Below are 21,485 nucleotides of genomic sequence, written 5' to 3' on the forward strand. Positions count from 1 at the left end.
GGCCGCTTCGCGGCCCATCGCCGGCAAGCGCGGCTCCCACAGGTGACCCATGCAAGGCACGGGAATCAGCCCTCGCCTGCCAGAATGGCGGCATAGCCTTCCTTGTAGCTCGGATACGCCGGCACCCAGCCCAACGCCCGCACCCGGGCATTGCTGCAACGCTTGCTGCCTGTACGGCGCACGCGCTGTTCATCGGACCACTCGGTAACCCCCATGTACCCCCGCAACCAAGCCACCACATCGGCCAGCGGCGCCGGGTCGTCGTCGACGCCGATGTAGCATTCCTCCAGCGCCACACCATCGGCATCGGCCTGCAGCAGGAACGCCATCAGGCTCGCGGCATCTTCGGCATGAATCCGGTTGCCATACAGCGGCGGCTCCTCGGCTACCCGATAGCCTTGCCGCACCTGGCTCAGCAGCCACTCGCGCCCCGGGCCGTAGATGCCGGTCAAGCGAATCACGCTGGCGGGAATGCCGCTCGCCAACGCCAACCCTTCGGCCTCAAGCATCACCTTTCCGGAATAACCCTCAGGTTCGGTGGCCGCAGTTTCGTCGATCCATTCGCCTTCCTTTTGCGCAAACACGCTGCTGCTGGAGACGAACAGCAACCGCCGCGGGCGCTGGCCACGCTCGCCCAGCCACGCCAGCACATGGCGCAAACCGTCGACATAAGCAGCCTGATAGCCCGCCTCGTCATGCTGGCTGGCGGCGACGCAGTACACCAGATAGTCCGGCGAACGCTGTGGCCATGCCTGTGGAATGGCCGGGTCGGACAGGTCGGCAGCGATGCGCGCGACGCCCTTGGGCAGTTGCTCGACCGAGCGACGCAAGCCACTGACTTGCCAGCCTTTGGCCAGCAGCTGGCGGGCCAAGCGGCCGCCTACATCACCACATCCCACGATAATTGCGGAAAGGTCTGACATCACAAAACTCCCTAGACCAAAGGATCAGGCTAGCTGTATTACACGATAGGCGGCTAGACCATGGGCGAAAAAAGCAACAAGATTGCTTTTGTTAACAAGAATTACTTGCAATAATGGCACCCCTATCTGTTCTCGGCCTATATCGAGGCCTTGGAGAACGCACACTTTCTTCTTCATCAGGTCCGGCCAGCATGACACGTACTCAACCTTCCGCTTCGCCAACACCGTCGCGCGCCTGGCGCGCCATCGCCGCGCTGATGTTCAGCCTGGTGCTGGCCCCAGTGGCCATGGCCGATGAGCCTAACGCCAACACCGCCACCCCGGCTGCTGCTGTCGCTCCGGCCACCCCCGCCACTTCAGCGCCCGCTGCTGTCGAAGGCCAGGCCGCCACTCCGGTCGAAGCACCTGTAGCCGCCGACCCGGCCGTTCAGGAACTGGTTGAAGACACCTCGCTGGGCATGGCCCACGACCTGTCCCCATGGGGCATGTACAAGAACGCTGACATCGTCGTCAAAATCGTGATGATCGGCCTGGCCATCGCCTCGATCATCACCTGGACTATCTGGATCGCCAAGGGCTTCGAGCTGATGGGCGCCAAGCGCCGCCTGCGTGGCGAGATCGCCGCGCTGAAGAAGTCGGTGAGCCTGAAAGAAGCCAGCACCGTCGCCAATAAAGAAGGCACCCTGGCACATACCCTGGTTCACGATGCCCTCGAAGAGATGCGCCTGTCGGCCAATGCCCGCGAGAAAGAAGGCATCAAGGAACGCGTCAGCTTCCGCCTGGAGCGCCTGGTAGCTGCCAGCGGCCGCAGCATGAGCAGCGGCACCGGCGTGCTCGCCACCATCGGTTCCACCGCGCCGTTCGTCGGCCTGTTCGGTACCGTGTGGGGCATCATGAACAGCTTCATCGGCATCGCCAAGACCCAGACCACCAACCTGGCCGTGGTTGCCCCAGGTATCGCCGAGGCCCTGTTGGCCACTGCATTGGGCCTGGTCGCAGCGATCCCGGCCGTGGTCATCTACAACGTCTTCGCCCGCTCCATCGCCGGCTACAAAGCACAGGTGTCCGACGCCTCCGCCCAGGTGCTGCTGCTGGTCAGCCGTGATCTGGACCACCAGGGCAGCGACCGCGCCGCCCCGCACATGGTGAAAGTGGGGTAAACCATGGGCCTGCATCTCAACGAAGGTGGCGACGACCTCGCCGAAAACCACGAAATCAACGTTACGCCGTTCATCGACGTGATGCTGGTGCTGCTGATCATCTTCATGGTCGCAGCCCCGCTGGCCACGGTCGACATCAAGGTCGACCTGCCAGCCTCGACGGCCAAGCCGGCACCGAGGCCCGAAAAGCCGGTGTTCGTCAGCGTCAAGGCCGACCAGAAGCTGTACGTCGGCGACGATCAGGTTGCTGCCCCTGCACAGCTTGGCGCGATGCTCGACGCCAAGACCAAGGGCGACAAGGAAACCACCATCTTCTTCCAGGCCGACAAGGGCGTGGATTACGGTGACCTGATGGAAGTGATGAACACCCTGCGCGCGGCCGGCTACCTCAAAGTCGGCCTGGTAGGCCTTGAGACGGCAGCCAAGAAATGACGAAACCGCGCTCAAACGTGGCGCGCTACGCTGGCAGCCTGGCGATCGTGCTGGGCGTGCACGTGGTCGCCGTGCTGCTGACGCTCAACTGGTCGGTGCCCCAGGCCATCGAGCTGCCCCCGGCAGCCATGATGGTCGAGCTGGCACCGCTGCCCGAGCCCGCGCCGCCGCCACCCCCGAAAGCCGCCCCACAGCCACCGGCACCGGTCGAAGAACCGCCAATGCCAAAGCTGGCCGAGGCGCCGAAGCCGAAGATCGCCATCGCCAAGCCGCCCAAGCCGAAGCCCAAGCCTCAGCCGCCCAAGCCTGAGAAGAAGCCTGAGCCGCCGAAGGATGAGCCACCGGCCAAGGAACAGGTAGCCGATACGCCGCCAAGCAACACGCCACCGCAGAAGTCGGCGGCACCGGCGCCAAGCATCGCTTCCAACAGCCAGGCGCTGCCAACCTGGCAGAGCGACCTGCTGCGCCACCTGGCGAAGTACAAGCGCTACCCGGAGGACGCTCGCCGACGCGGCCTGCAAGGCATCAACCGCCTGCGCTTCGTGGTCGACGCCGAGGGCAAGGTGGTGTCCTACTCCATGGCAGGCGGCTCCGGCAGCGCAGCCCTGGACCGGGCGACCATGGAAATGATCCGCCGCGCCGGCACGGTACCCAAGCCGCCAGCCGAGCTGCTGACCAATGGCACGATCGAAGTAGTAGCACCGTTCGTCTACTCGCTGGACCGTCGCTGATACTTTTGGTTCTGTCACAAATCGGCAAGTCTGATAACGTGCGTCTATCAATTGCAGCCGCTATGCTGGGCCCGCAACTTCATGGACGCACGTTATGACCCTCACAGAATTACGCTACATCGTCACGCTCGCCCAGGAGCAGCACTTCGGCCACGCTGCCGAGCGCTGCCACGTCAGCCAGCCGACCCTGTCGGTCGGCGTGAAGAAGCTTGAGGACGAGCTTGGCGTGCTGATTTTCGAGCGCAGCAAGAGCGCGGTGCGCCTGACCCCGGTCGGCGAAAGCATCGTGGCCCAGGCGCAGAAGGTGCTGGAGCAAGCCCAGGGCATTCGCGAGCTGGCCCAGGCCGGCAAGAACCAGCTGACCGCTCCGCTCAAGGTCGGCGCCATCTACACCGTTGGCCCGTACCTGTTCCCGCACCTGATTCCACAGCTGCACCGGGTTGCGCCGCAGATGCCGCTGTACATCGAAGAAAACTTCACCCACGTGCTGCGCGAGAAGCTGCGCAACGGCGAACTGGACGCAGTGATCATCGCCCTGCCGTTCAACGAAGCCGACGTGTTGACCCTGCCACTGTACGACGAGCCTTTCTGTGCCTTGATGCCAGCCGACCACCCCTGGACGGCGAAGAAGACCATCGACACGGCCATGCTCAACGACAAGAGCCTGCTGCTGCTCGGCGAGGGCCACTGCTTCCGCGACCAGGTGCTGGAAGCCTGCCCGACGCTGAACAAAGGTGGCGAAGGCTCCAAGCACACCACGGTCGAGTCCAGCTCGCTGGAAACCATCCGCCACATGGTCGCTTCCGGCCTGGGTGTGTCGATCCTGCCGCTGTCGGCCGTGCACAGCCATCACTATGCGCCAGGGGTCATCGAAGTGCGCCCGCTTACCCCGCCTGCACCGTTCCGCACCGTGGCCATCGCCTGGCGCGCCAGCTTCCCGCGGCCGAAAGCGATCGAGATCCTTGCCGACTCGATCCGCCTCTGCTCGGTGGCCAAGCCGCCTGTGGAACAACCGGCCTGATCCATGACTGAGCTGTCGAAGGTTTCGGTCACGGCGCTCAAGGGCGTAGGCGATGCCATGGCGGAAAAGCTCGCCAAGGTCGGCCTGGAGAATCTGCAGGACGTGCTGTTCCACTTGCCCCTGCGCTATCAGGACCGTACCCGCGTGGTGCCCATCGGCCAGTTGCGCCCGGGCCAGGATGCGGTGATCGAGGGCGTGGTCAGCGGTGCCGACGTGACCATGGGCAAGCGCCGCAGCCTGGTGGTACGCCTGGGTGACGGCACCGGAGTGCTGAGCCTGCGCTTCTACCACTTCAGCAATGCGCAGAAGGAAGGCCTCAAGCGGGGCACCCACCTGCGCTGCTACGGCGAAGCCCGCCCCGGCGCCTCGGGGCTGGAGATCTACCACCCAGAGTACCGTGCGCTGAATGGCGACGAGCCGCCGCCTCCGGTCGAACAGACCCTGACGCCGATCTACCCGTCCACCGAAGGCCTCACCCAACAGCGCCTGCGCCTGCTCTGCCAACAGAGCCTGGGCATGCTTGGCCCGCGCAGCCTGCCCGACTGGCTGCCCGACGAACTGGCCCGCGACTACCACCTGGCGCCGCTGGACGATGCCATCCGTTACCTGCACAACCCGCCCGCCGACGCCGACCTCGACGAGCTCGCCGAGGGCCAGCACTGGGCCCAGCACCGCCTGGCCTTCGAAGAGCTGCTGACCCACCAGCTGTCACAACAACGCCTGCGCGAAAGCCTGCGCAGCCTGCGCGCGCCGGTGCTGCCCAAGGCCAAGCGCCTGCAGGCGCAATACCTGGCCAACCTGGGCTTCAAGCCAACCGGGGCGCAGCAGCGGGTAGCCAACGAAATCGCCTATGACCTCAGCCAGCACGAGCCCATGATGCGCCTGGTACAGGGCGATGTCGGCGCCGGCAAGACCGTGGTCGCCGCCCTTGCTGCACTGCAGGCCCTGGAAGCCGGCTACCAGGTGGCGCTGATGGCGCCGACCGAGATCCTTGCCGAACAGCACTACATCACCTTCAAGCGCTGGCTGGAGCCGTTGGGCATCGAAGTCGCCTGGCTGGCCGGCAAGCTCAAGGGCAAGGCCCGCGCCAGCGCCCTGGAGCAGATCGCCGGCGGTGCGCCGATGGTGGTCGGGACCCACGCACTGTTCCAGGAAGAGGTCCGCTTCAAGCACCTGGCCCTGGCGATCATCGACGAACAGCACCGCTTCGGCGTGCAGCAACGCCTGGCCCTGCGCAAGAAAGGCGTGGCCGGCGAGCTGTGCCCGCATCAGCTGATCATGACCGCCACGCCGATCCCGCGCACCTTGGCCATGAGCGCCTATGCCGACCTCGACACCTCGGTACTCGACGAGCTGCCGCCAGGGCGTACGCCGGTGAATACCGTGCTGGTCGCCGACAGCCGCCGCTTCGAAGTGGTCGAGCGGGTTCGCGCCGCCTGCGCGGAGGGGCGCCAGGCTTACTGGGTATGCACGCTGATCGAGGAATCCGAAGAGCTGACCTGCCAGGCAGCCGAGAGCACCTTCGAAGAGCTTGGCAGCGCACTTGGCGAGCTGCGCGTGGGCCTGATCCACGGCCGCATGAAGCCGGCAGAAAAGGCCGAGGTCATGGCCGAGTTCAAGCAAGGCAACCTGCAACTGCTGGTCGCCACCACGGTGATCGAGGTTGGCGTGGACGTGCCCAACGCCAGCCTGATGATCATCGAGAACCCCGAGCGCCTGGGCCTGGCCCAACTGCACCAGCTGCGTGGCCGGGTTGGCCGGGGCAGCGCGGTGAGCCACTGCGTGCTGCTGTATCACCCGCCACTGTCGCAGATTGGCCGCGAACGCCTGGGGATCATGCGGGAAACCAACGATGGCTTCATCATCGCCGAGAAAGACCTCGAACTGCGCGGGCCCGGCGAAATGCTCGGCACACGCCAGACCGGCCTGCTGCAGTTCAAGGTCGCCGACCTGATGCGCGACGCCGACCTGCTGCCGGCCGTGCGTGACGCGGCCCAGGCGCTGCTGGCGCGCTGGCCCGACCATGTCAGCCCGCTGCTCGATCGCTGGCTGCGCCACGGTCAACAATATGGGCAGGTGTGACGCCCGTCCCAGAATGGATCCAGCTTTGCCTGCAGGCTGGTTATACTTCGCGTTTAAAAGAACCTGTGGATACAGACCATGACTGAAGTTGCCCTGGACACTGCAACCCCACACGCACCGTCTGTTATCCGACTGTTGCTCGAAAAACTGCACGTTGCCTTTGAAGAGGTGGCGGAACATCCAGAGCTGCCAGCCGCGTCTCGGGTACAGGCGATCCTGCTTGATGACGAGATCGGCGCCCTGCTGGTGCTGTTCCCGCAGAGCAAGCTGCTGGACCTCAACCGTCTCGAAGAGCTGACCGGTCGCAAACTCAAGGCCGTGCCGTTGCCACGCCTCAAGCAGATGCTCGACAAGCATCAGCTCAAGGCCTTGCCGGCCATTCCGGCCCTGACCAGCTCACCTTGCCTGTACGAAGGCAAACTGCTCGATGCCGAACACCTGCTGATCCAGTCAGGCGAAGCCGGCCTGCTGCTCAAGGTTCATCGTAATGATTTCAAGCGCATGCTCGCCAAGGCCAGTGCCGGCAGTTTCGGCCAGCCCGTGCGCGACATCCGCCCCAACCTCGATCGCCCGGATGACGACCCCAAGGAAATCACGCTGGCGGTCCAGGCCTTTACGGCCCGGCGCATCCAGAAGCGCCTGGAAGAAACCATCGAGATCCCGCCACTGGCCGACACGGCGCAGAAGATCATCAAGCTGCGGGTCGACCCCAACGCCAGCATCGACGACATCACCGGCGTGGTAGAAACCGACCCGGCCCTGGCCGCCCAGGTGGTCAGCTGGGCCGCTTCGCCGTACTACGCGTCACCCGGCAAGATCCGCTCGGTGGAAGACGCTATCGTCCGCGTGCTGGGCTTCGACCTGGTGATCAACCTGGCCCTGGGCCTGGCGCTGGGCAAGACCCTGAGCCTGCCCAAGGACCATCCGCAGCAGGCCACGCCGTACTGGCAGCAGTCGATCTATACCGCCGCCATCATCGAAGGCCTGACCCGCGCCATGCCCCGCGCCGAGCGCCCGGAGGCCGGCCTGACCTACCTGGCAGGGCTGCTGCACAATTTCGGCTACCTGCTGCTGGCGCATGTATTCCCACCGCACTTCTCGCTGATCTGCCGCCACCTGGAGGTCAACCCGCACCTGTGCCACACCTACGTGGAACAGCACCTGCTGGGCATCAGCCGCGAGCAGATCGGCGCCTGGCTGATGAAGCTGTGGGACATGCCCGAAGAGCTGTCGACCGCGCTGCGCTTCCAGCATGACCCGGCGTATGACGGCGAATACTCGGCGTACCCCAACCTGGTGTGCCTGGCGACGCGTCTGCTGCGCTCGCGGGGCATTGGCTCGGGGCCACAGGAGCAGATTCCGGATGAGTTGCTGGAGCGCCTGGATATCACCCGGGACAAGGCGGAGGATGTGGTGAACAAGGTGCTCGAAGCCGAGGCCTTGTTGCGCGATCTGGCATCGCAGCTCAACGCCCCGCATTGAGAACATCGGGGCCGCTTTGCGGCCCCGGCGATTTCAGCCTTTCTTCCTGGGTTTCAGGTACTTCATCAACCCCTGGAACCACATCACCAGCGCCGGATTGCCCTTGATCTGGATGTTCTTGTCCTGAATGCCCTGCATGAACGCCAGTTGCTTGTTCCCCGCTTGCATCGTGGCAAAGCCGTAAGCGGCATCCTTGAAGGCGATGGCAAAGGCCGGCTGCGGATGGCTACCGCCCTTGCTGCTGATGCGCTCACCGCTGACGATGAAGTGCCGCGCCACCTTGCCGTCCAGCGTCTGCATCTGGAACACCAGGTCCTTGTCCTTGAGTTGCTGCTGGAACGCCGGGTTGTTGCGGCTGGCCCTGGCCATCAGCAGCCCCATGGCCCAGAGAAGAAAGCGAAACTTCATCAACGCGCCTCGAATAAAAAATGACTGAGGCGCGCAGTTTATCCTTTTCCTGAACTATTTACGCAAGTTCGCAACACTTAGCCTCCAGAATGCATAACGGGCGCCCTGGGGCGCCCGCGTGGATGACACTGGGGGTCAGCAGTCGATCACTTTTTCTTGGCTGGCTTGGCGGGAGCGTTGACGCTGTCGCGCAGGTTCTTGCCAGGCTTGAAGGCAACAGTGTTGCTGGCCTTGATCTTCACCGGCTCACCGGTTTGCGGATTCTTGCCAGTGCGGGCACCACGATGACGTTTTTCAAAGGTGCCGAAACCGACCAGGGTGACCGTGTCCTTGTCCAGGGCTCCGGTGATACTGTCGAGAATCGCGTTCAGCACCAAATTGGCCTTTTCCTTGGTCAGATCAGCCTTTTCGGCGATGACGGCGGCGAGTTCTGGTTTGCGCATAGTGAAGCCTCTTTGACGGAATTTCTTGTTGTTATGCCGTGCTGCCATTGAAGCAGCGTTCAAGGCACCGCAGGCTCTAATCTGCGGCAGACGGAACTGAGAATGGCACGCCCACCGAGGCCGCGCCAGTATCTGGGCGGCCATTGTGCTGGCAACAACAGGATAAATCCGACAGAACACCCGCTATTTACGCCATCAGGGCGGGCAACTGCCGATTCAGCGCGAGTTTTTCCATCACGGCGCTGCCGGTCAGGGCGTAGCCGAGCAACTGGCCGTCCGGGGCATGGCAGAGCACTTTCAAGTCGCTGCCCTGCCCTTCGACCTGCCAGCTGCCTTCACGGCCTGCCGGCGGCGGTGACACCACCAGCGGGCAAGCCGGGGTCTTTACGGTGATCGGCATCGGCCCGTAGCTTACCTGGGTCGGGTTGCCGGCCAAGGTCTGTGCCAGGGCACGGGCGCAGGCCATCAATGGCATCACATAGAGCAGGTTGATGCCGTCGACTTCGGCGCAGTCGCCAAGGGCGAAGATGTGGCTGTGCGAAGTGCGCAGTTGGCGGTCCACTACCACGCCGCGGTTGGTCTGTAACCCGGCGGCAGCGGCGAGGTCGGTACGCGGGCGCAGGCCGATGGCCGAGACCACCAGGTCGCAGGCGATGACTTGCCCATCGGACAGATGCGCCTCAAGCCCCTCACCCGCCTGTTGCAGGCGAGTCAGCACGGGGCCGAGGTGGAAGCGTACGCCCAGCCCTTCCAGGCCGGCCTGCACGGCAGCGGCGGCAGCCGGGTGCAACAAGGTCGGCATGACCTGCTCGCAAGGCGCCACCACCTCGACCTCGAAGCCGCCCAGGCGCATGTCGTTGGCAAACTCGCAACCGATCAGCCCGGCACCGAGAATCAGCACGCGCTGCTTGCCCGCGGCAGCGGCACGGAAGCGCGCATAGTCTTCAAGGTCGTTGATCGGGAATACCCGCTCGGCACCATCGCCTTCGATCGGCACTCGCACGGTCTGCGCCCCCCAGGCCAGTACCAGGTCGCGATACGCGATCGCCTCTTCACCGATCCACAGGCGCTTGTGGCCCGGGTCGATACCGCTGATGCGCGTGTGGGTGCGGACCTCGGCCTTGAGCTGCTCGGCCATCACGCCAGGTTCGGCCATGCACAGGCCATCGGCGTCCTTCTGCTTGGCAAAACCGGTGGAGAGCATGGGCTTGGAGTAGGAACGGCCATCGTCGGCGGTAATCAGCAGCAGCGGCGTGTCGCCATCGAGCTTGCGAAATTCACGGGCCAGGTTGTAGCCGGCCAGGCCGGTACCAATGATTACCACGGGGGACGTCATGCGCTGCTTTCCTTCTATCAGCCGATGGAGATCATTTCGAAGTCGCTCTTGCCCACGCCGCAGTCAGGGCACAGCCAGTCTGCCGGCACGTCTTCCCAGCGGGTACCGGGCGGGATGCCGTCATCCGGCCAACCTTCGGCTTCGTCATAGATCAGGCCACAGACAATACACTGCCACTTTTTCATCAGGTCATTTTCCTCGGTGTCGCTCAGGCGTTGTTGTAGCCCGGCATTATGCAAGCAGTGGGGGCAATCATGCTAAGCTCGCCGCCTCTCTGGCTGTCATCAAGCATACCGACGTGTCGTACGAATCCCCGCAAGCAGCCGCTGTCGCGTGGCTGCCGTATTCACAGCTGGCCACTGAAATCGACCAGCCAACCCTGGACTGGCTGTTTGACGAAGGCTCCCTGACTCGCCGCCTCACCCAGCTGTCCCTGGACCACTTCAGTGTCACTCCCCTGTTCGAAGGCTGGCAACCGCTGCGCGATGACGAATGCCTGGCCCTGAACATCGCGCCAGGTGCCGAAGGCTGGGTGCGCGAGGTGTTCTTGCGCGGGCATGGCGAACCTTGGGTGTTCGCCCGCAGCGTGGCCAGCCGCAGCGCCCTGGAACGGGGCGGCCTGGACCTTGAAACCCTGGGCAGCCGCTCACTGGGCGAATTGCTGTTCTGCGACCAGGCATTCATCCGCCACCCGATCGAGGTGTGCCGTTATCCACAAGGCTGGTTACCAGCCGATGCCGCGCAAGACGGCCTGTGGGGGCGCCGCTCACGCTTCGCCCGTGGCGGCCTCGACCTGCTGGTAGCCGAGGTTTTCCTGCCTACACTGTGGCAAGCGGCCAAGGAGGAGAAGCGCTGATGTACCTGCAACTGCTCAAGTCGCTCAACCGTCTGCACCCACGGGCCTGGGACTTCGTCCAGCTCAGCCGCATGGACCGGCCGATCGGTATCTATCTGTTGCTCTGGCCGACCCTGTCAGCGGTATGGATCGCCGGGCACGGCTCGCCAACTCTGGCCAACGTGCTGATCTTCGGCCTGGGGGTGGTGCTGATGCGCGCCGCTGGCTGCTGCATCAACGACTTCGCCGACCGCAAGGTCGATGGCCACGTCAAGCGTACCGCTGACCGCCCGCTGGCCAGTGGCAGGGTCAAATCGCGCGAGGCGCTGACGTTGTTCGCCATCCTGGTCGGGGTCAGCTTCCTGCTGGTGCTGTGCACCAACAGCCGGACCGTGTGGCTGTCGTTCGGCGCGGTGGCGCTGGCGTCCTGCTACCCGTTCATGAAGCGCTACACCTATTACCCGCAGGTGGTGCTGGGTGCAGCGTATTCCTGGGGTATCCCCATGGCCTTCACCGCTGCCGGTGGCGAGTTGCCGGCCAGTGCCTGGTTGCTGTACATCGCCAACCTGCTGTGGACGGTGGGTTACGACACCTACTACGCCATGGTCGACCGCGATGACGACCTGAAGATCGGGGTGAAATCGACCGCGATCCTGTTCGGCGATGCGGACCGGGCTATCATCCTGACCTTGCAGTTGCTGTCGCTCGGCTGCTTGCTGCTGGCGGGCAGCCGTTTCGAGTTGGGTGGCTGGTTCCACCTGGGTTTGCTGGGGGCGGCGGCGTGCTTTGCCTGGGAATACTGGTCGACGCGCAAGCTGGACCGCGAGTCGTGCTTCAAGGCGTTCCTGCACAATCACTGGGCGGGGTTACTGGTGTTCATCGGGGTGGTGCTGGATTACGCAATGCGCTGAGGTTCAGCGTCACTGTGGGAGCGGGTTTACCCGCGAATGCGATGGTGGCTCCACCGCAGCATTCGCGGGTGAACCCGCTCCCACAGGGGCAAGTGTCAGGCTTTACGGCTTGGCGACGTGCCAGACGTCCTTCATGCCGTCACCGGTCATGTCTCCGGCTTTCTTGTCCTTGACGAAGGTGTACAGCGGCTTGCCGTCATAGGCCCACTGCATCTTGCCGTCGTCACGCTTGATCTGCGTCCACTTTCCTTCGGCTTTTTCACCTTTTTCGACCATCAATGGCGGCCAGTTCGTTGCACATTCACCATTGCACATCGACTTGCCACCGGCGTCCTTGTCAAAGGTGTACAAGGTCATGCCTTTGTGGTCGACCCACATGCCGTCTTTTTCCATGGCATGGTGGGCAGACGCCACCCCCGGCAGCGCCAGTGCAGCGAAAAGGGCCATCCAGCTCAGCGTATGTCGTGTCATTGGAATCACCATGAATTCGGGGGTGGATTGCATGCTGTTTACCGCCGCAGCGGCCCTGTGAAGCCTAGCCCAGTCATGGAATGTCGCCAGAACGGCCAACACCCTGTCACACAGCTGCAATAATTCCGTTATCTAATGCGGGCCAAGACACGATTCCTGGGAGAGGTTTTGAGCATGGTTGGCAGAAACATTCTGATCGTCGACGACGAAGCACCGATTCGCGAGATGATCGCCGTTGCCTTGGAAATGGCCGGCTATGACTGCCTGGAAGCCGAGAACTCCCAGCAAGCCCACGCGATCATCGTCGACCGCAAACCGGACCTGATCCTGCTCGACTGGATGCTGCCCGGCACTTCCGGCATCGAGCTGGCACGCCGCCTCAAGCGCGACGAGCTGACCGGCGACATCCCGATCATCATGCTCACCGCAAAAGGCGAAGAGGACAACAAGATCCAGGGCCTGGAAGTCGGCGCCGACGACTACATCACCAAGCCGTTCTCGCCCCGCGAACTGGTAGCCAGGCTGAAGGCCGTGCTGCGCCGCACCGGCCCGAGCGACAGTGAAGCGCCGATCGAAGTCGGCGGCCTGCTGCTCGACCCGATCAGCCACCGCGTGACCATCGACGGCAAGCCGGCCGAGATGGGCCCTACCGAATACCGCCTGCTGCAGTTCTTCATGACTCACCAGGAACGCGCCTACACCCGTGGCCAGCTGCTCGACCAGGTGTGGGGCGGCAACGTGTATGTCGAGGAGCGCACCGTTGATGTGCACATCCGTCGCCTGCGCAAGGCACTGGGTGAAGCCTACGAAAATCTGGTACAAACCGTCCGGGGCACTGGCTACCGCTTCTCGACCAAGAGCTGATCGAGCCGCCAAGCGCCAAGCTGCAAGTCGTTGTACAAGGACCGTCAATTGAACCAGAACTGGCACGCGACCCTGATTCGCCACCTGTTGCTGCTGATCACTGTCTGCCTGATCGGCGGCCTGGTCAGTGGCTATTACGGCTGGAGCCTGGCCACCGGCCTGGCGCTCTATCTGGGCTGGACGCTCAAGCAGCTATTGCGCCTGCACGACTGGCTGCGCAACCACCAACCCGACGAAGCACCGCCCGATGGCTACGGCCTGTGGGGTGAAGTGTTCGACAGCATCTACCACCTGCAACGCCGCGACCAGCGCGTGCGCGGGCGCCTGCAGGCGGTGATCGACCGGGTGCAGGAGTCCACTGCGGCACTGCGGGATGCGGTGATCATGCTCGACAGCGACGGCAACCTGGAGTGGTGGAACCGAGCCGCAGAGACGCTGCTGGGCTTCAAGACCCCGCAGGACGGCGGGCAGCCGGTGACCAACCTGGTGCGCCACCCACGCTTCAAGGAATACTTCGAGGCGGAGAACTACGCCGAACCGCTGGAGATCCCCTCACCGATCAACGACCGCCTGCGCGTGCAGCTGCATATCACCCGCTACGGCAACAACGAGCACCTGATGCTGGTGCGCGATGTGACCCGCATTCACCAGCTTGAGCAGATGCGCAAGGATTTCGTCGCCAACGTCTCCCACGAACTGCGCACACCGCTGACGGTGATTACCGGCTACCTGGAAACCCTGCTGGACAACGTCGATGACGTGAACCCGCGCTGGGCCCGGGCGCTGCAGCAGATGACCCAGCAAGGCTCGCGCATGCAGACTCTGCTCAACGACCTGTTGCTGCTGGCCAAGCTGGAAGCCACCGACTACCCGTCGGACAACCAGCCGGTGGCGGTCGATGCCCTGCTCACCGCGATCAAGCAGGACGCCCAGGCACTGTCCGGGCCGCGTAACCAGAAAATCACCCTGGAAGCCGTGCCGGGCCTGCGCCTGAAGGGCAGCGAGTCAGAACTGCGCAGCGCCTTCTCCAACCTGGTGTTCAACGCCGTGAAGTACACCCAGGATGAAGGCACCATTCGCATCCGCTGGTGGGGCGACGAACACGGCGCGCACCTGTCGGTGCAGGATTCCGGGGTCGGTATCGACGCCAAGCACCTGCCGCGGCTGACCGAACGCTTCTACCGGGTCGACTCCAGCCGTGCGTCGAATACCGGCGGCACCGGCCTGGGGCTGGCGATCGTCAAGCATGTGCTGATGCGCCACCGCGGCAAGCTGGAAATCAGCAGCGTGCCGGGGCATGGCAGTACCTTCACCTGTCACTTCGGGCCCGCACAATTGGCCAACGGCAAGGCCTGACGGACCAGGGGCCGCTTTGCAGCCCTTTGCTTTTGCTGCCCCAGCCGCTACATTGGACCCCCTGTGCCAGCAAGAGCTGGCACTTTTTTTCTCTCTATCTCAAAGACGGACCCCGTAAAAACTCCATCATGGACCCTTCCCCTGGTATCAGCCTCGCCTCGTTATTCGCCGATTTCGGCATGATCATCTTTGCCTTCCTGCTGGTGCTGCTCAACGGCTTCTTCGTTGCCGCCGAGTTCGCCATGGTCAAGCTGCGCGCCACCCGCGTCGAGTCCATCGCCGAACTGCATGGCTGGCGCGGCAGCATCCTGCGCAAGGTACACAACCAGCTCGACGCCTACCTGTCCGCTTGCCAGTTGGGCATCACCCTTGCCTCGCTGGGCCTGGGCTGGGTCGGTGAGCCGGCCTTCGCCCACCTGCTCGAACCGCTGCTGGCCTACCTGGGCGTGGACAGCGCCGAACTGGTCAAGGGGGTGTCGTTCTTCGTCGCCTTCTTCGTCATTTCGTACCTGCACATCGTGGTCGGCGAACTGGCGCCCAAGTCGTGGGCAATCCGCAAGCCCGAGCTGCTGTCGCTGTGGACTGCCGTGCCGCTGTACCTGTTCTACTGGACCATGTACCCGGCCATCTACCTGCTCAACGCCAGCGCCAACACCATCTTGCGCATCGCCGGCCAGGGTGAGCCCGGCCCACACCACGAACACCACTACAGCCGCGAAGAACTCAAGCTGATCCTGCACTCCAGCCGTGGCCAGGACCCGAGCGACCAAGGCATGCGCGTACTCGCCTCAGCCGTCGAAATGGGCGAGCTGGAAGTGGTGGACTGGGCCAATTCGCGTGAGGACATGGTCAGCATCGACGCCCATGCCCCGCTCAAGGAAATCCTCGCCCTGGTACGCCGGCACAAGTTCAGCCGCTACCCGGTGTACGACGCCGAGCGCGAGGAATTCACCGGCCTGCTGCACATCAAGGACTTGCTGCTGGAGCTGGCCGAACTCGAACACCTGCCCGAAACCATCGACCTGGACGACCTGGCCCGCCCGCTGGAGCGCGTATCGCGGCACATGCCGCTGTCGCAGCTGCTGGAGCAGTTCCGCAAAGGCGGCGCGCACTTCGTGCTGGTGGAAGAAGCCGACGGCAAGGTGATCGGCTACCTGACCATGGAAGACGTGCTGGAAGTGCTGGTGGGTGACATTCAGGACGAGCACCGCAAGACCGAACGCGGCATCCTCGCCTACCAGCCGGGCAAGCTGCTGGTGCGCGGCGATACGCCGCTGTTCAAGGTTGAGCGCCTGCTCGGTGTCGACCTCGACCACATCGAGGCAGAAACCCTCGCCGGCCTGGTCTACGAAACCCTCAAGCGTGTGCCTGAGGAAGAGGAAGTGCTGGAAGTCGAAGGCCTGCGCATCATCATCAAGAAGATGAAAGGGCCGAAGATCGTACTGGCCAAGGTCCTCAAGCTCGACTGACCCTACGGGTTGCCGGCAGTGAAGTCCGGCAACCCGCCAAGCGGACGGTCGAACTGGAACGGTATCGATTCCAGCGCCAGCCCCACATTGCGCTGCACCACGAAATGCAGATGGGGCCCGGTGCTGTTACCGGTATTGCCCGACTTCGCCAGGGCCTGCCCCACCACCACCTGTTGCCCTTCGCGCACCAGCACCGTACCGCGCATCAGGTGCAGGTACACGCCCATGGTGCCGTCGGGGTGCAGTATCCGCACGAAATTGCCCCCCGGGTTGCCACCTCGACCACTCTGGTCATTCTCGACCTTCACCACCATGCCGCCCCGCGCTGCAATGATCGGCGTACCCTCCGGCATGGCGATGTCCATCGCATAGCGGCTCCTGGGGCCGAAATGGCTGAAGCGCCCATTGGGCCCCTGGGTCAGGCGAAATGGCCCGCCCTTCCAGGGAAACGGATAGCGGTAGGCCAAAGAGCGCTGGCCAGGGTCACCCATGGCGTACTGGAAATGGGTGGCGTACTGCAACTTGCCACCTGGGGCGGCCAGCACCGAACTCAGCACCTTGCTCGAACGCGGCCCCACCACGGCGCGTATGTTGCGCGGCTGGTTGCCGCCGAAGGCATTGGTCAGCTTGTCGACGCGCAGCTCAACCTGCATCGGCACGTACAGATCGTTGCGCACCATGAAGCGCACACCGCCCGGGAAGGTTTCGGCCTGCAGGCGCACCTTGCCATCGATGTGATCGAGGATCGGCTCGCTCAGCTCGAAGGTTTTTGCCCCCGGGCTGTAGCGATCGGAGTACGAGACCACGCCGGTGTTGTCGACGGTCTTGTAGATCGTCATGCCCATGCTCGACGCCGAGGCCGAAAGCAAGGCACAGAAAAGCAGCAAGCGGGCGACGGCTGGCATGATGGTGGCTTTTTGACAGGTATGGTCTGTCGAAGACTAGCAGCGGGATCTGTAGGCGGTATTACAGCTGGTCGGAAGAACCTGGCAGATTGGCGCGGACCTTGTGAGCAAGCCCGAGCCCACAAGGTGCTGTGTATCGCCCAGATCAGGCGCCGGGGGTGAAATGCTTCTGCTGGGTCCCGCGGGCAATCAGGCGCGACAGGTAGTCGAGTTTCTGCGCATCCTGGTCGACGAACTTGAAGGTCAGCTGCAGCCAGTCACTTTCTGGCTTGGGCTCCAGCGCCGCGATGGCGTGCAGATAACCGTTCAGGCGCGCCACTTCGGCATTCTCACCCTGCTCCAGGTCGAGCACTGCGCCCTCCAGCACCTGTGGCAACGCGGCACTGCGACGTACCACCAGCAACGCTTCCTTCAGGCTCAGGGCCTTGATCACGCAGGGCTGGGTGCCGCTGGCCAGGCGCAACTGGCCCTGCCCCCGCCCGGCCTGGGCCGCAGCCGCCGCAGTCTGCGGCTTCGGCGCATTGAGCAAAGGCTTGGCCGGCGCGGCAGCAGGCGCCGCCACCTTGGCCGCTTCAGGCTTGCCACCGGTCAGTGCACTCAGCGAGTCGTTGGCGAATGCCGAATTCACCCGTGCCGGTGCACCGGCCATCAGGCTTTCCAGCTTGCCGATCTTGCTCAGGGCTTTCTTCACCTTGGTCAACAGCTGTTCGTTGGTGAACGGCTTGCCGACGAAGTCGGAGACGCCGGCCTGGATGGCCTGGATCACGTTCTCCTTGTCACCACGGCTGGTCACCATGATGAATTGCAGGTCCTTCATCTCAGGCTGCTGACGGCACCAGGTCAGCAACTCAAGGCCAGACATCTCCGGCATCTCCCAGTCGCACAGCACCAGGTCGAACGGCTCCTTGGCCAGCATGGCCATGGCCTTGCGACCGTTGACCGCATCTTCGATGACCATGCCCGGGAAGGCGTTGCGCAGGCACTTCCTGACCAGGTCACGAATGAACGGCGCGTCATCCACGACCAGCACATTGACTTTACTCATCGATACTCCTCTTGAACCCGACTAGCCTACCGCGCAAGGGTGGCCACTTGCCAACTCTAGGGTCACGCCGGGACTTCTTCGCATCGTTCGCGGGTGCCTGCTGATTGCTCTGCCACAAACGAAAACGCCCGGCACGGGCCGGGCGTCGATGCTCGGGAGCAATCTTATTTATCGTCAGGTTTGCCCGGAACATTAGCGCTTTCGGCCGCGTCACCGGCAGTGCCTTCGACTTCTGCCTTCATGCGCTTGAGGCCCATGTGCCGCACGTCGGTACCGCGCACCAGGTAGATCACCAGCTCCGAGATGTTGCGTGCGTGGTCGCCGATCCGCTCCAGCGAACGCAGCACCCAGATCACGCTGAGCACCCGCGAGATCGAGCGCGGGTCTTCCATCATGTAGGTGACCAGTTCACGCAGGGCTGTCTTGTACTCGCGGTCGATGGTCTTGTCGTACTGGGCCACCGCCAGTGCCAGGTCAGCATCGAAGCGGGCGAATGCATCGAGGGCGTCGCGCACCATGTTGCGCACCTGGTCGCCGATGTGGCGCACTTCGACGTAGCCACGCGGCGACTCGCCTTCCTCGCACAGCTGAATGGCGCGGCGGGCGATCTTGGTCGATTCATCGCCAATGCGCTCCAGGTCGATCACCGACTTGGAGATGCTGATGATCAGGCGCAGGTCGGAGGCCGCTGGCTGGCGGCGGGCGAGGATGCGCAGGCATTCCTCGTCGATGTTGCGCTCCATCTGGTTGATCTGCTCGTCGACTTCACGCACCTGCTGGGCCAGGCCCGAGTCGGCCTCGATCAGCGCGGTGACGGCATCGTTCACCTGCTTCTCGACCAGGCCACCCATGGCCAGCAAGTGGCTGCGCACCTCTTCGAGTTCGGCGTTGAACTGCTGGGAAATATGGTGCGTCAGGCTTTCTTTGTTGATCATCGTTTCGCTCCGCGAAGCAGCTGCAAGCTTCAAGTAGTTCGTATCGTTCCCTGGGCAAGCCGGGCTTAGCCGTAACGACCGGTGATGTAGTCTTCGGTCTGCTTCTTCGCCGGGTTGGTGAACAGGGTGTCGGTATCCCCGAATTCGACCAGTTTGCCCATGTACATGAACGCGGTGTAGTCCGAAACACGCGCCGCCTGTTGCATGTTGTGGGTCACGATGACGATGGTGTACTTGGATTTCAGTTCGTAGATCAGCTCTTCGACCTTCAACGTCGAGATCGGGTCCAGCGCCGAGCACGGTTCGTCGAGCAGCAGCACCTCAGGCTCGACGGCGATGGTGCGGGCAATCACCAGACGCTGCTGCTGGCCGCCGGACAGGCCCAGGGCAGATTCGTGCAGGCGGTCCTTGACCTCGTCCCACAGGGCGGCGCCCTTCAGTGCCCACTCCACGGCTTCATCGAGCACGCGCTTCTTGTTGATGCCCTGGATACGCAGGCCGTAGACCACGTTCTCGTAGATGGTCTTGGGGAACGGGTTAGGCTTCTGGAACACCATGCCCACCCGGCGACGCAGCTCGGCCACGTCTTCGCCCTTGCGGTAGATGTTGTTGCCGTACAAGTTGATGGCGCCTTCCACGCGGCAGCCGTCGACCAGGTCGTTCATGCGGTTGAACGTGCGCAGCAGGGTCGACTTGCCACAGCCGGACGGGCCGATGAAGGCGGTCACACGCTGTTTGGGGATGTTCATCTGCACGTCGAACAGGGCTTGTTTGTCGCCGTAGAACAGGCTCAGGCCCGGCACTTCGATGGCCACGGTTTCTTCAGCCAGGCGCAGGCCCTGCTTGTCGCGACCCAGGGCAGACATGTCGATGCCGTGGGTATGGGATTCGTTCTGCATGGTTGACTCCATTTGTAGCTGCAAGCTTCGAGCTGCAAGCTGCAAGTTAGGGCAAAGCGGCAATCTGCTTGGAGCTTGCCGCTTGTGACTTAAAGCTTCAATCAGCTGTCGAGCGCCTTGTACTTCTCGCGCAGGTGGTTACGGATCCACACCGCCGACAGGTTGAGGGTGGCAATCACCAGCACCAGCAGCAGCGCGGTGGCGTATACCAGCGGTCGCGCAGCCTCGACGTTCGGGCTCTGGAAGCCGACGTCGTAGATGTGGAAGCCCAGGTGCATGATCTTCTGGTCCAGGTGCAGGTACGGGTAGTTGCCGTCCAGCGGCAGCGATGGCGCCAGCTTCACCACACCCACCAGCATCAGCGGCGCCACTTCACCAGCGGCGCGGGCCACGGCGAGGATCATGCCGGTCATCATGGCCGGGCTGGCCATCGGCAGGACGATCTTCCACAGGGTTTCGGCCTTGGTCGCACCCAGGGCCAGGGAGCCTTCACGCACAGTCCGCGGAATCCGCGCCAGGCCTTCCTCGGTGGCCACGATCACCACCGGCACGGCCAGCAGCGCCAGGGTCAGCGAAGCCCACAGCAAGCCCGGGGTACCCAAGGTCGGCGCCGGCAGCGCTTCGGGGAAGAACAGGCGGTCGATCGAGCCGCCCAGCACGTAGACGAAGAAGCCCAGGCCGAATACGCCGTAGACGATCGCCGGTACGCCGGCCAAGTTGTTCACCGCGATGCGGATCAGGCGGGTTACGGGGCCTTGCCTGGCGTATTCGCGCAAGTAGACCGCAGCCAGCACGCCGAACGGCGTGACGATTACGGCCATGATCAGGGTCATCATCACGGTGCCGAAGATGGCCGGGAAGATGCCGCCCTCGGTGTTGGCTTCACGCGGATCGTCGCTGAGGAACTCCCAGACCTTGGCGAAATAGGTGCCCATCTTGCTGAAGCCGGACATGCCGTTCGGCTGGACGGCGTGCACCACCTTGCTCAGGTTGATTTCCACTTCGCGGCCGTTGCCGTCGCGGGCCACCAGGCTGTCGCGGGCAAAGGCCTGGTGCAGGCCCAGCAGGCGGTCCTCGATGGCCTTGTAGCGGCTGTTCAGCTCGGCGCGTTCGGCGTCCATGTCGGCCTGGGCGGTGGCGTCCAGCTTGCCGTCCAGTTCCAGCTTGCGGCCGTGCAGGCGCAGGCGCTCGAGGCCATGGTTGATGGCACCGATGTCCTTCTTCTCAAGGGTTTGCAGCTCGCTGTTGAGCTGGTTGGCGCGCTTCAGGCGGGCTTGCAGCTCGCTCCAGGCCGCCGGGCCTTGGGCAACCACGCGGCCTTCTTCCTTGACGCTGACCAGGTAACCGTAGAAGTTGCCCCACTCGCGGCGTTCCAGGGCGATCAGGTCAGCCGGGTGCTGCTGGTCGACCAGCCAGTCGCCGACCACCCAGGTGAAGTCGCTGCCGTTGAGGTCGCGGTTACCCACCTTGACCAGCTCGCGGGTCATGAACTCAGGGCCGTCGTCCGGCACCGGCAGGCCGGCGCCCTTGAGGCGGGCACGCGGGACTTCTTCCTTCTGCACCACTTCGCCGATGACAACGAGGTCGGCCTGGCCCGGCACCTTGTAGGTGGCCTGGATCAGGTCGGCTGGCCAGAAGTGGCCCAGGCCGCGTACGGCGATCACCGCCAGCAGGCCAACGGTCATGATCACCGCCATGGCCACCGCGCCACCGCTGATCCAGACGCCTGGGGCGCCGCTCTTGAACCAGCCTTTGAGGGAATCCTTTTTCACGGATC

Annotated in this window: 22 protein-coding genes; 11 read left to right on the forward strand and 11 right to left on the reverse strand. The window is 63.7% G+C overall.

Annotated elements, in window-relative coordinates; translation table 11 throughout:
• Nucleotides 1-65 precede the first annotated feature (65 nt).
• Entirely contained in the window at nt 66-923 is an 858-nt protein-coding gene (locus ABE528_RS04965) for an NAD-dependent epimerase/dehydratase family protein (RefSeq protein ID WP_346652363.1), read from the reverse strand.
• Between the two features lie 191 nt (nt 924-1,114).
• Here ABE528_RS04965 and exbB point away from each other — a divergent pair, with 191 nt between their 5' ends.
• From exbB to ABE528_RS04995, 6 genes are all read left to right on the forward strand, one after another.
• Complete coding sequence (gene exbB / locus ABE528_RS04970) at nt 1,115-2,083, forward strand: tonB-system energizer ExbB (protein ID WP_152957316.1); 969 nt, start codon at nt 1,115-1,117, stop codon at nt 2,081-2,083.
• Nucleotides 2,084-2,086: 3 nt separating this feature from the next.
• A complete protein-coding gene (exbD, locus tag ABE528_RS04975; RefSeq protein ID WP_346652364.1) occupies nt 2,087-2,515 on the forward strand; it encodes a TonB system transport protein ExbD in 429 nt (142 codons plus the stop codon).
• Nucleotides 2,512-3,246, forward strand: a complete 735-nt coding sequence (locus ABE528_RS04980) for an energy transducer TonB (RefSeq protein ID WP_152957318.1) — start codon at nt 2,512-2,514, stop codon at nt 3,244-3,246. The genes exbD and ABE528_RS04980 overlap by 4 nt, the downstream gene beginning before the upstream one ends.
• A gap of 94 nt (nt 3,247-3,340) precedes the next feature.
• Nucleotides 3,341-4,267 (forward strand): hydrogen peroxide-inducible genes activator, encoded by a 927-nt coding sequence (locus ABE528_RS04985; RefSeq protein WP_054884745.1) that lies wholly within the window; start codon nt 3,341-3,343, stop codon nt 4,265-4,267.
• 3 nt (nt 4,268-4,270) lie between these two features.
• A complete protein-coding gene (recG, locus tag ABE528_RS04990) occupies nt 4,271-6,349 on the forward strand; it encodes an ATP-dependent DNA helicase RecG (protein ID WP_152957319.1) in 2,079 nt (692 codons plus the stop codon).
• Between the two features lie 78 nt (nt 6,350-6,427).
• Nucleotides 6,428-7,831, forward strand: coding sequence for an aminoacyl-tRNA deacylase and HDOD domain-containing protein (locus ABE528_RS04995; RefSeq protein ID WP_152957320.1), 1,404 nt, complete (start codon nt 6,428-6,430; stop codon nt 7,829-7,831).
• A 33-nt stretch (nt 7,832-7,864) separates the two neighbouring features.
• Here the strand turns inward: ABE528_RS04995 and ABE528_RS05000 are convergent, their stop codons facing one another.
• The 4 genes from ABE528_RS05000 to ABE528_RS05015 form a co-directional block, all read right to left on the reverse strand.
• Complete coding sequence (locus ABE528_RS05000) at nt 7,865-8,239, reverse strand: helicase (RefSeq protein ID WP_152957321.1); 375 nt, start codon at nt 8,237-8,239, stop codon at nt 7,865-7,867.
• A 146-nt stretch (nt 8,240-8,385) separates the two neighbouring features.
• Entirely contained in the window at nt 8,386-8,682 is a 297-nt protein-coding gene (locus ABE528_RS05005) for an HU family DNA-binding protein (protein WP_152957349.1), read from the reverse strand.
• A 187-nt stretch (nt 8,683-8,869) separates the two neighbouring features.
• Nucleotides 8,870-10,018, reverse strand: a complete 1,149-nt coding sequence (locus ABE528_RS05010) for an FAD-dependent oxidoreductase (RefSeq protein ID WP_152957322.1) — start codon at nt 10,016-10,018, stop codon at nt 8,870-8,872.
• 17 nt (nt 10,019-10,035) lie between these two features.
• Entirely contained in the window at nt 10,036-10,203 is a 168-nt protein-coding gene (locus tag ABE528_RS05015) for a rubredoxin (protein ID WP_027917042.1), read from the reverse strand.
• A 113-nt stretch (nt 10,204-10,316) separates the two neighbouring features.
• On the opposite strand from ABE528_RS05015, the gene ABE528_RS05020 reads away from it, so the two are divergent.
• Both ABE528_RS05020 and ubiA read left to right on the forward strand, forming a co-directional pair.
• Nucleotides 10,317-10,874, forward strand: coding sequence for a chorismate lyase (locus ABE528_RS05020; RefSeq protein WP_346652365.1), 558 nt, complete (start codon nt 10,317-10,319; stop codon nt 10,872-10,874).
• Nucleotides 10,874-11,764, forward strand: coding sequence for a 4-hydroxybenzoate octaprenyltransferase (gene ubiA / locus ABE528_RS05025; protein ID WP_346652366.1), 891 nt, complete (start codon nt 10,874-10,876; stop codon nt 11,762-11,764). Before ABE528_RS05020 ends, ubiA begins: the two co-directional genes overlap by 1 nt.
• Before the next feature lie 102 nt (nt 11,765-11,866).
• Here ubiA and ABE528_RS05030 read toward each other — a convergent pair whose 3' ends face one another.
• Nucleotides 11,867-12,235 carry a hypothetical protein gene (locus tag ABE528_RS05030; RefSeq protein ID WP_152957324.1) on the reverse strand — a complete coding sequence of 123 codons (369 nt, stop codon included), beginning with the start codon at nt 12,233-12,235 and terminating at the stop codon, nt 11,867-11,869.
• A gap of 174 nt (nt 12,236-12,409) precedes the next feature.
• Here ABE528_RS05030 and phoB point away from each other — a divergent pair, with 174 nt between their 5' ends.
• From phoB to ABE528_RS05045, 3 genes are all read left to right on the forward strand, one after another.
• The gene (gene phoB / locus ABE528_RS05035; protein WP_003253341.1) at nt 12,410-13,099 is read left to right on the forward strand and encodes a phosphate regulon transcriptional regulator PhoB; all 690 of its coding nucleotides are present in this window, start codon (nt 12,410-12,412) and stop codon (nt 13,097-13,099) included.
• A gap of 48 nt (nt 13,100-13,147) precedes the next feature.
• The gene (gene phoR / locus ABE528_RS05040; RefSeq protein ID WP_152957325.1) at nt 13,148-14,455 is read left to right on the forward strand and encodes a phosphate regulon sensor histidine kinase PhoR; all 1,308 of its coding nucleotides are present in this window, start codon (nt 13,148-13,150) and stop codon (nt 14,453-14,455) included.
• 128 nt (nt 14,456-14,583) lie between these two features.
• Entirely contained in the window at nt 14,584-15,924 is a 1,341-nt protein-coding gene (locus tag ABE528_RS05045) for a hemolysin family protein (protein ID WP_152957326.1), read from the forward strand.
• Between the two features lie 2 nt (nt 15,925-15,926).
• On the opposite strand, the gene ABE528_RS05050 is transcribed toward ABE528_RS05045, so the two are convergent.
• From ABE528_RS05050 to pstA, 5 genes are all read right to left on the reverse strand, one after another.
• Nucleotides 15,927-16,829, reverse strand: a complete 903-nt coding sequence (locus ABE528_RS05050) for a peptidoglycan DD-metalloendopeptidase family protein (RefSeq protein WP_152957327.1) — start codon at nt 16,827-16,829, stop codon at nt 15,927-15,929.
• A 145-nt stretch (nt 16,830-16,974) separates the two neighbouring features.
• Nucleotides 16,975-17,874 carry a response regulator gene (locus ABE528_RS05055; protein ID WP_152957328.1) on the reverse strand — a complete coding sequence of 300 codons (900 nt, stop codon included), beginning with the start codon at nt 17,872-17,874 and terminating at the stop codon, nt 16,975-16,977.
• 164 nt (nt 17,875-18,038) lie between these two features.
• Nucleotides 18,039-18,809 carry a phosphate signaling complex protein PhoU gene (gene phoU, locus ABE528_RS05060; protein ID WP_152957329.1) on the reverse strand — a complete coding sequence of 257 codons (771 nt, stop codon included), beginning with the start codon at nt 18,807-18,809 and terminating at the stop codon, nt 18,039-18,041.
• 65 nt (nt 18,810-18,874) lie between these two features.
• A complete protein-coding gene (gene pstB / locus ABE528_RS05065) occupies nt 18,875-19,708 on the reverse strand; it encodes a phosphate ABC transporter ATP-binding protein PstB (RefSeq protein WP_110638940.1) in 834 nt (277 codons plus the stop codon).
• A gap of 101 nt (nt 19,709-19,809) precedes the next feature.
• Nucleotides 19,810-21,480, reverse strand: a complete 1,671-nt coding sequence (gene pstA, locus ABE528_RS05070) for a phosphate ABC transporter permease PstA (protein ID WP_346652367.1) — start codon at nt 21,478-21,480, stop codon at nt 19,810-19,812.
• Nucleotides 21,481-21,485 lie beyond the last annotated feature (5 nt).

Source organism: Pseudomonas sp. TWI628 (assembly GCF_039673865.1).
Taxonomy (GTDB): Bacteria; Pseudomonadota; Gammaproteobacteria; order Pseudomonadales; family Pseudomonadaceae; genus Aquipseudomonas.

Bases quoted from the DNA above. Each gene is read 5' to 3' on its own strand.
- ABE528_RS04965 (WP_346652363.1), bottom strand. From the start codon at position 923: ATGTCAGACCTTTCCGCAATTATCGTGGGATGTGGTGATGTAGGCGGC.
- exbB (WP_152957316.1), top strand. From the start codon at position 1,115: ATGACACGTACTCAACCTTCCGCTTCGCCAACACCGTCGCGCGCCTGG.
- exbD (WP_346652364.1), top strand. From the start codon at position 2,087: ATGGGCCTGCATCTCAACGAAGGTGGCGACGACCTCGCCGAAAACCAC.
- ABE528_RS04980 (WP_152957318.1), top strand. From the start codon at position 2,512: ATGACGAAACCGCGCTCAAACGTGGCGCGCTACGCTGGCAGCCTGGCG.
- ABE528_RS04985 (WP_054884745.1), top strand. From the start codon at position 3,341: ATGACCCTCACAGAATTACGCTACATCGTCACGCTCGCCCAGGAGCAG.
- recG (WP_152957319.1), top strand. From the start codon at position 4,271: ATGACTGAGCTGTCGAAGGTTTCGGTCACGGCGCTCAAGGGCGTAGGC.
- ABE528_RS04995 (WP_152957320.1), top strand. From the start codon at position 6,428: ATGACTGAAGTTGCCCTGGACACTGCAACCCCACACGCACCGTCTGTT.
- ABE528_RS05000 (WP_152957321.1), bottom strand. From the start codon at position 8,239: ATGAAGTTTCGCTTTCTTCTCTGGGCCATGGGGCTGCTGATGGCCAGG.
- ABE528_RS05005 (WP_152957349.1), bottom strand. From the start codon at position 8,682: ATGCGCAAACCAGAACTCGCCGCCGTCATCGCCGAAAAGGCTGATCTG.
- ABE528_RS05010 (WP_152957322.1), bottom strand. From the start codon at position 10,018: ATGACGTCCCCCGTGGTAATCATTGGTACCGGCCTGGCCGGCTACAAC.
- ABE528_RS05015 (WP_027917042.1), bottom strand. From the start codon at position 10,203: ATGAAAAAGTGGCAGTGTATTGTCTGTGGCCTGATCTATGACGAAGCC.
- ubiA (WP_346652366.1), top strand. From the start codon at position 10,874: ATGTACCTGCAACTGCTCAAGTCGCTCAACCGTCTGCACCCACGGGCC.
- ABE528_RS05030 (WP_152957324.1), bottom strand. From the start codon at position 12,235: ATGACACGACATACGCTGAGCTGGATGGCCCTTTTCGCTGCACTGGCG.
- phoB (WP_003253341.1), top strand. From the start codon at position 12,410: ATGGTTGGCAGAAACATTCTGATCGTCGACGACGAAGCACCGATTCGC.
- ABE528_RS05045 (WP_152957326.1), top strand. From the start codon at position 14,584: ATGGACCCTTCCCCTGGTATCAGCCTCGCCTCGTTATTCGCCGATTTC.
- ABE528_RS05050 (WP_152957327.1), bottom strand. From the start codon at position 16,829: ATGCCAGCCGTCGCCCGCTTGCTGCTTTTCTGTGCCTTGCTTTCGGCC.
- ABE528_RS05055 (WP_152957328.1), bottom strand. From the start codon at position 17,874: ATGAGTAAAGTCAATGTGCTGGTCGTGGATGACGCGCCGTTCATTCGT.
- phoU (WP_152957329.1), bottom strand. From the start codon at position 18,809: ATGATCAACAAAGAAAGCCTGACGCACCATATTTCCCAGCAGTTCAAC.
- pstB (WP_110638940.1), bottom strand. From the start codon at position 19,708: ATGCAGAACGAATCCCATACCCACGGCATCGACATGTCTGCCCTGGGT.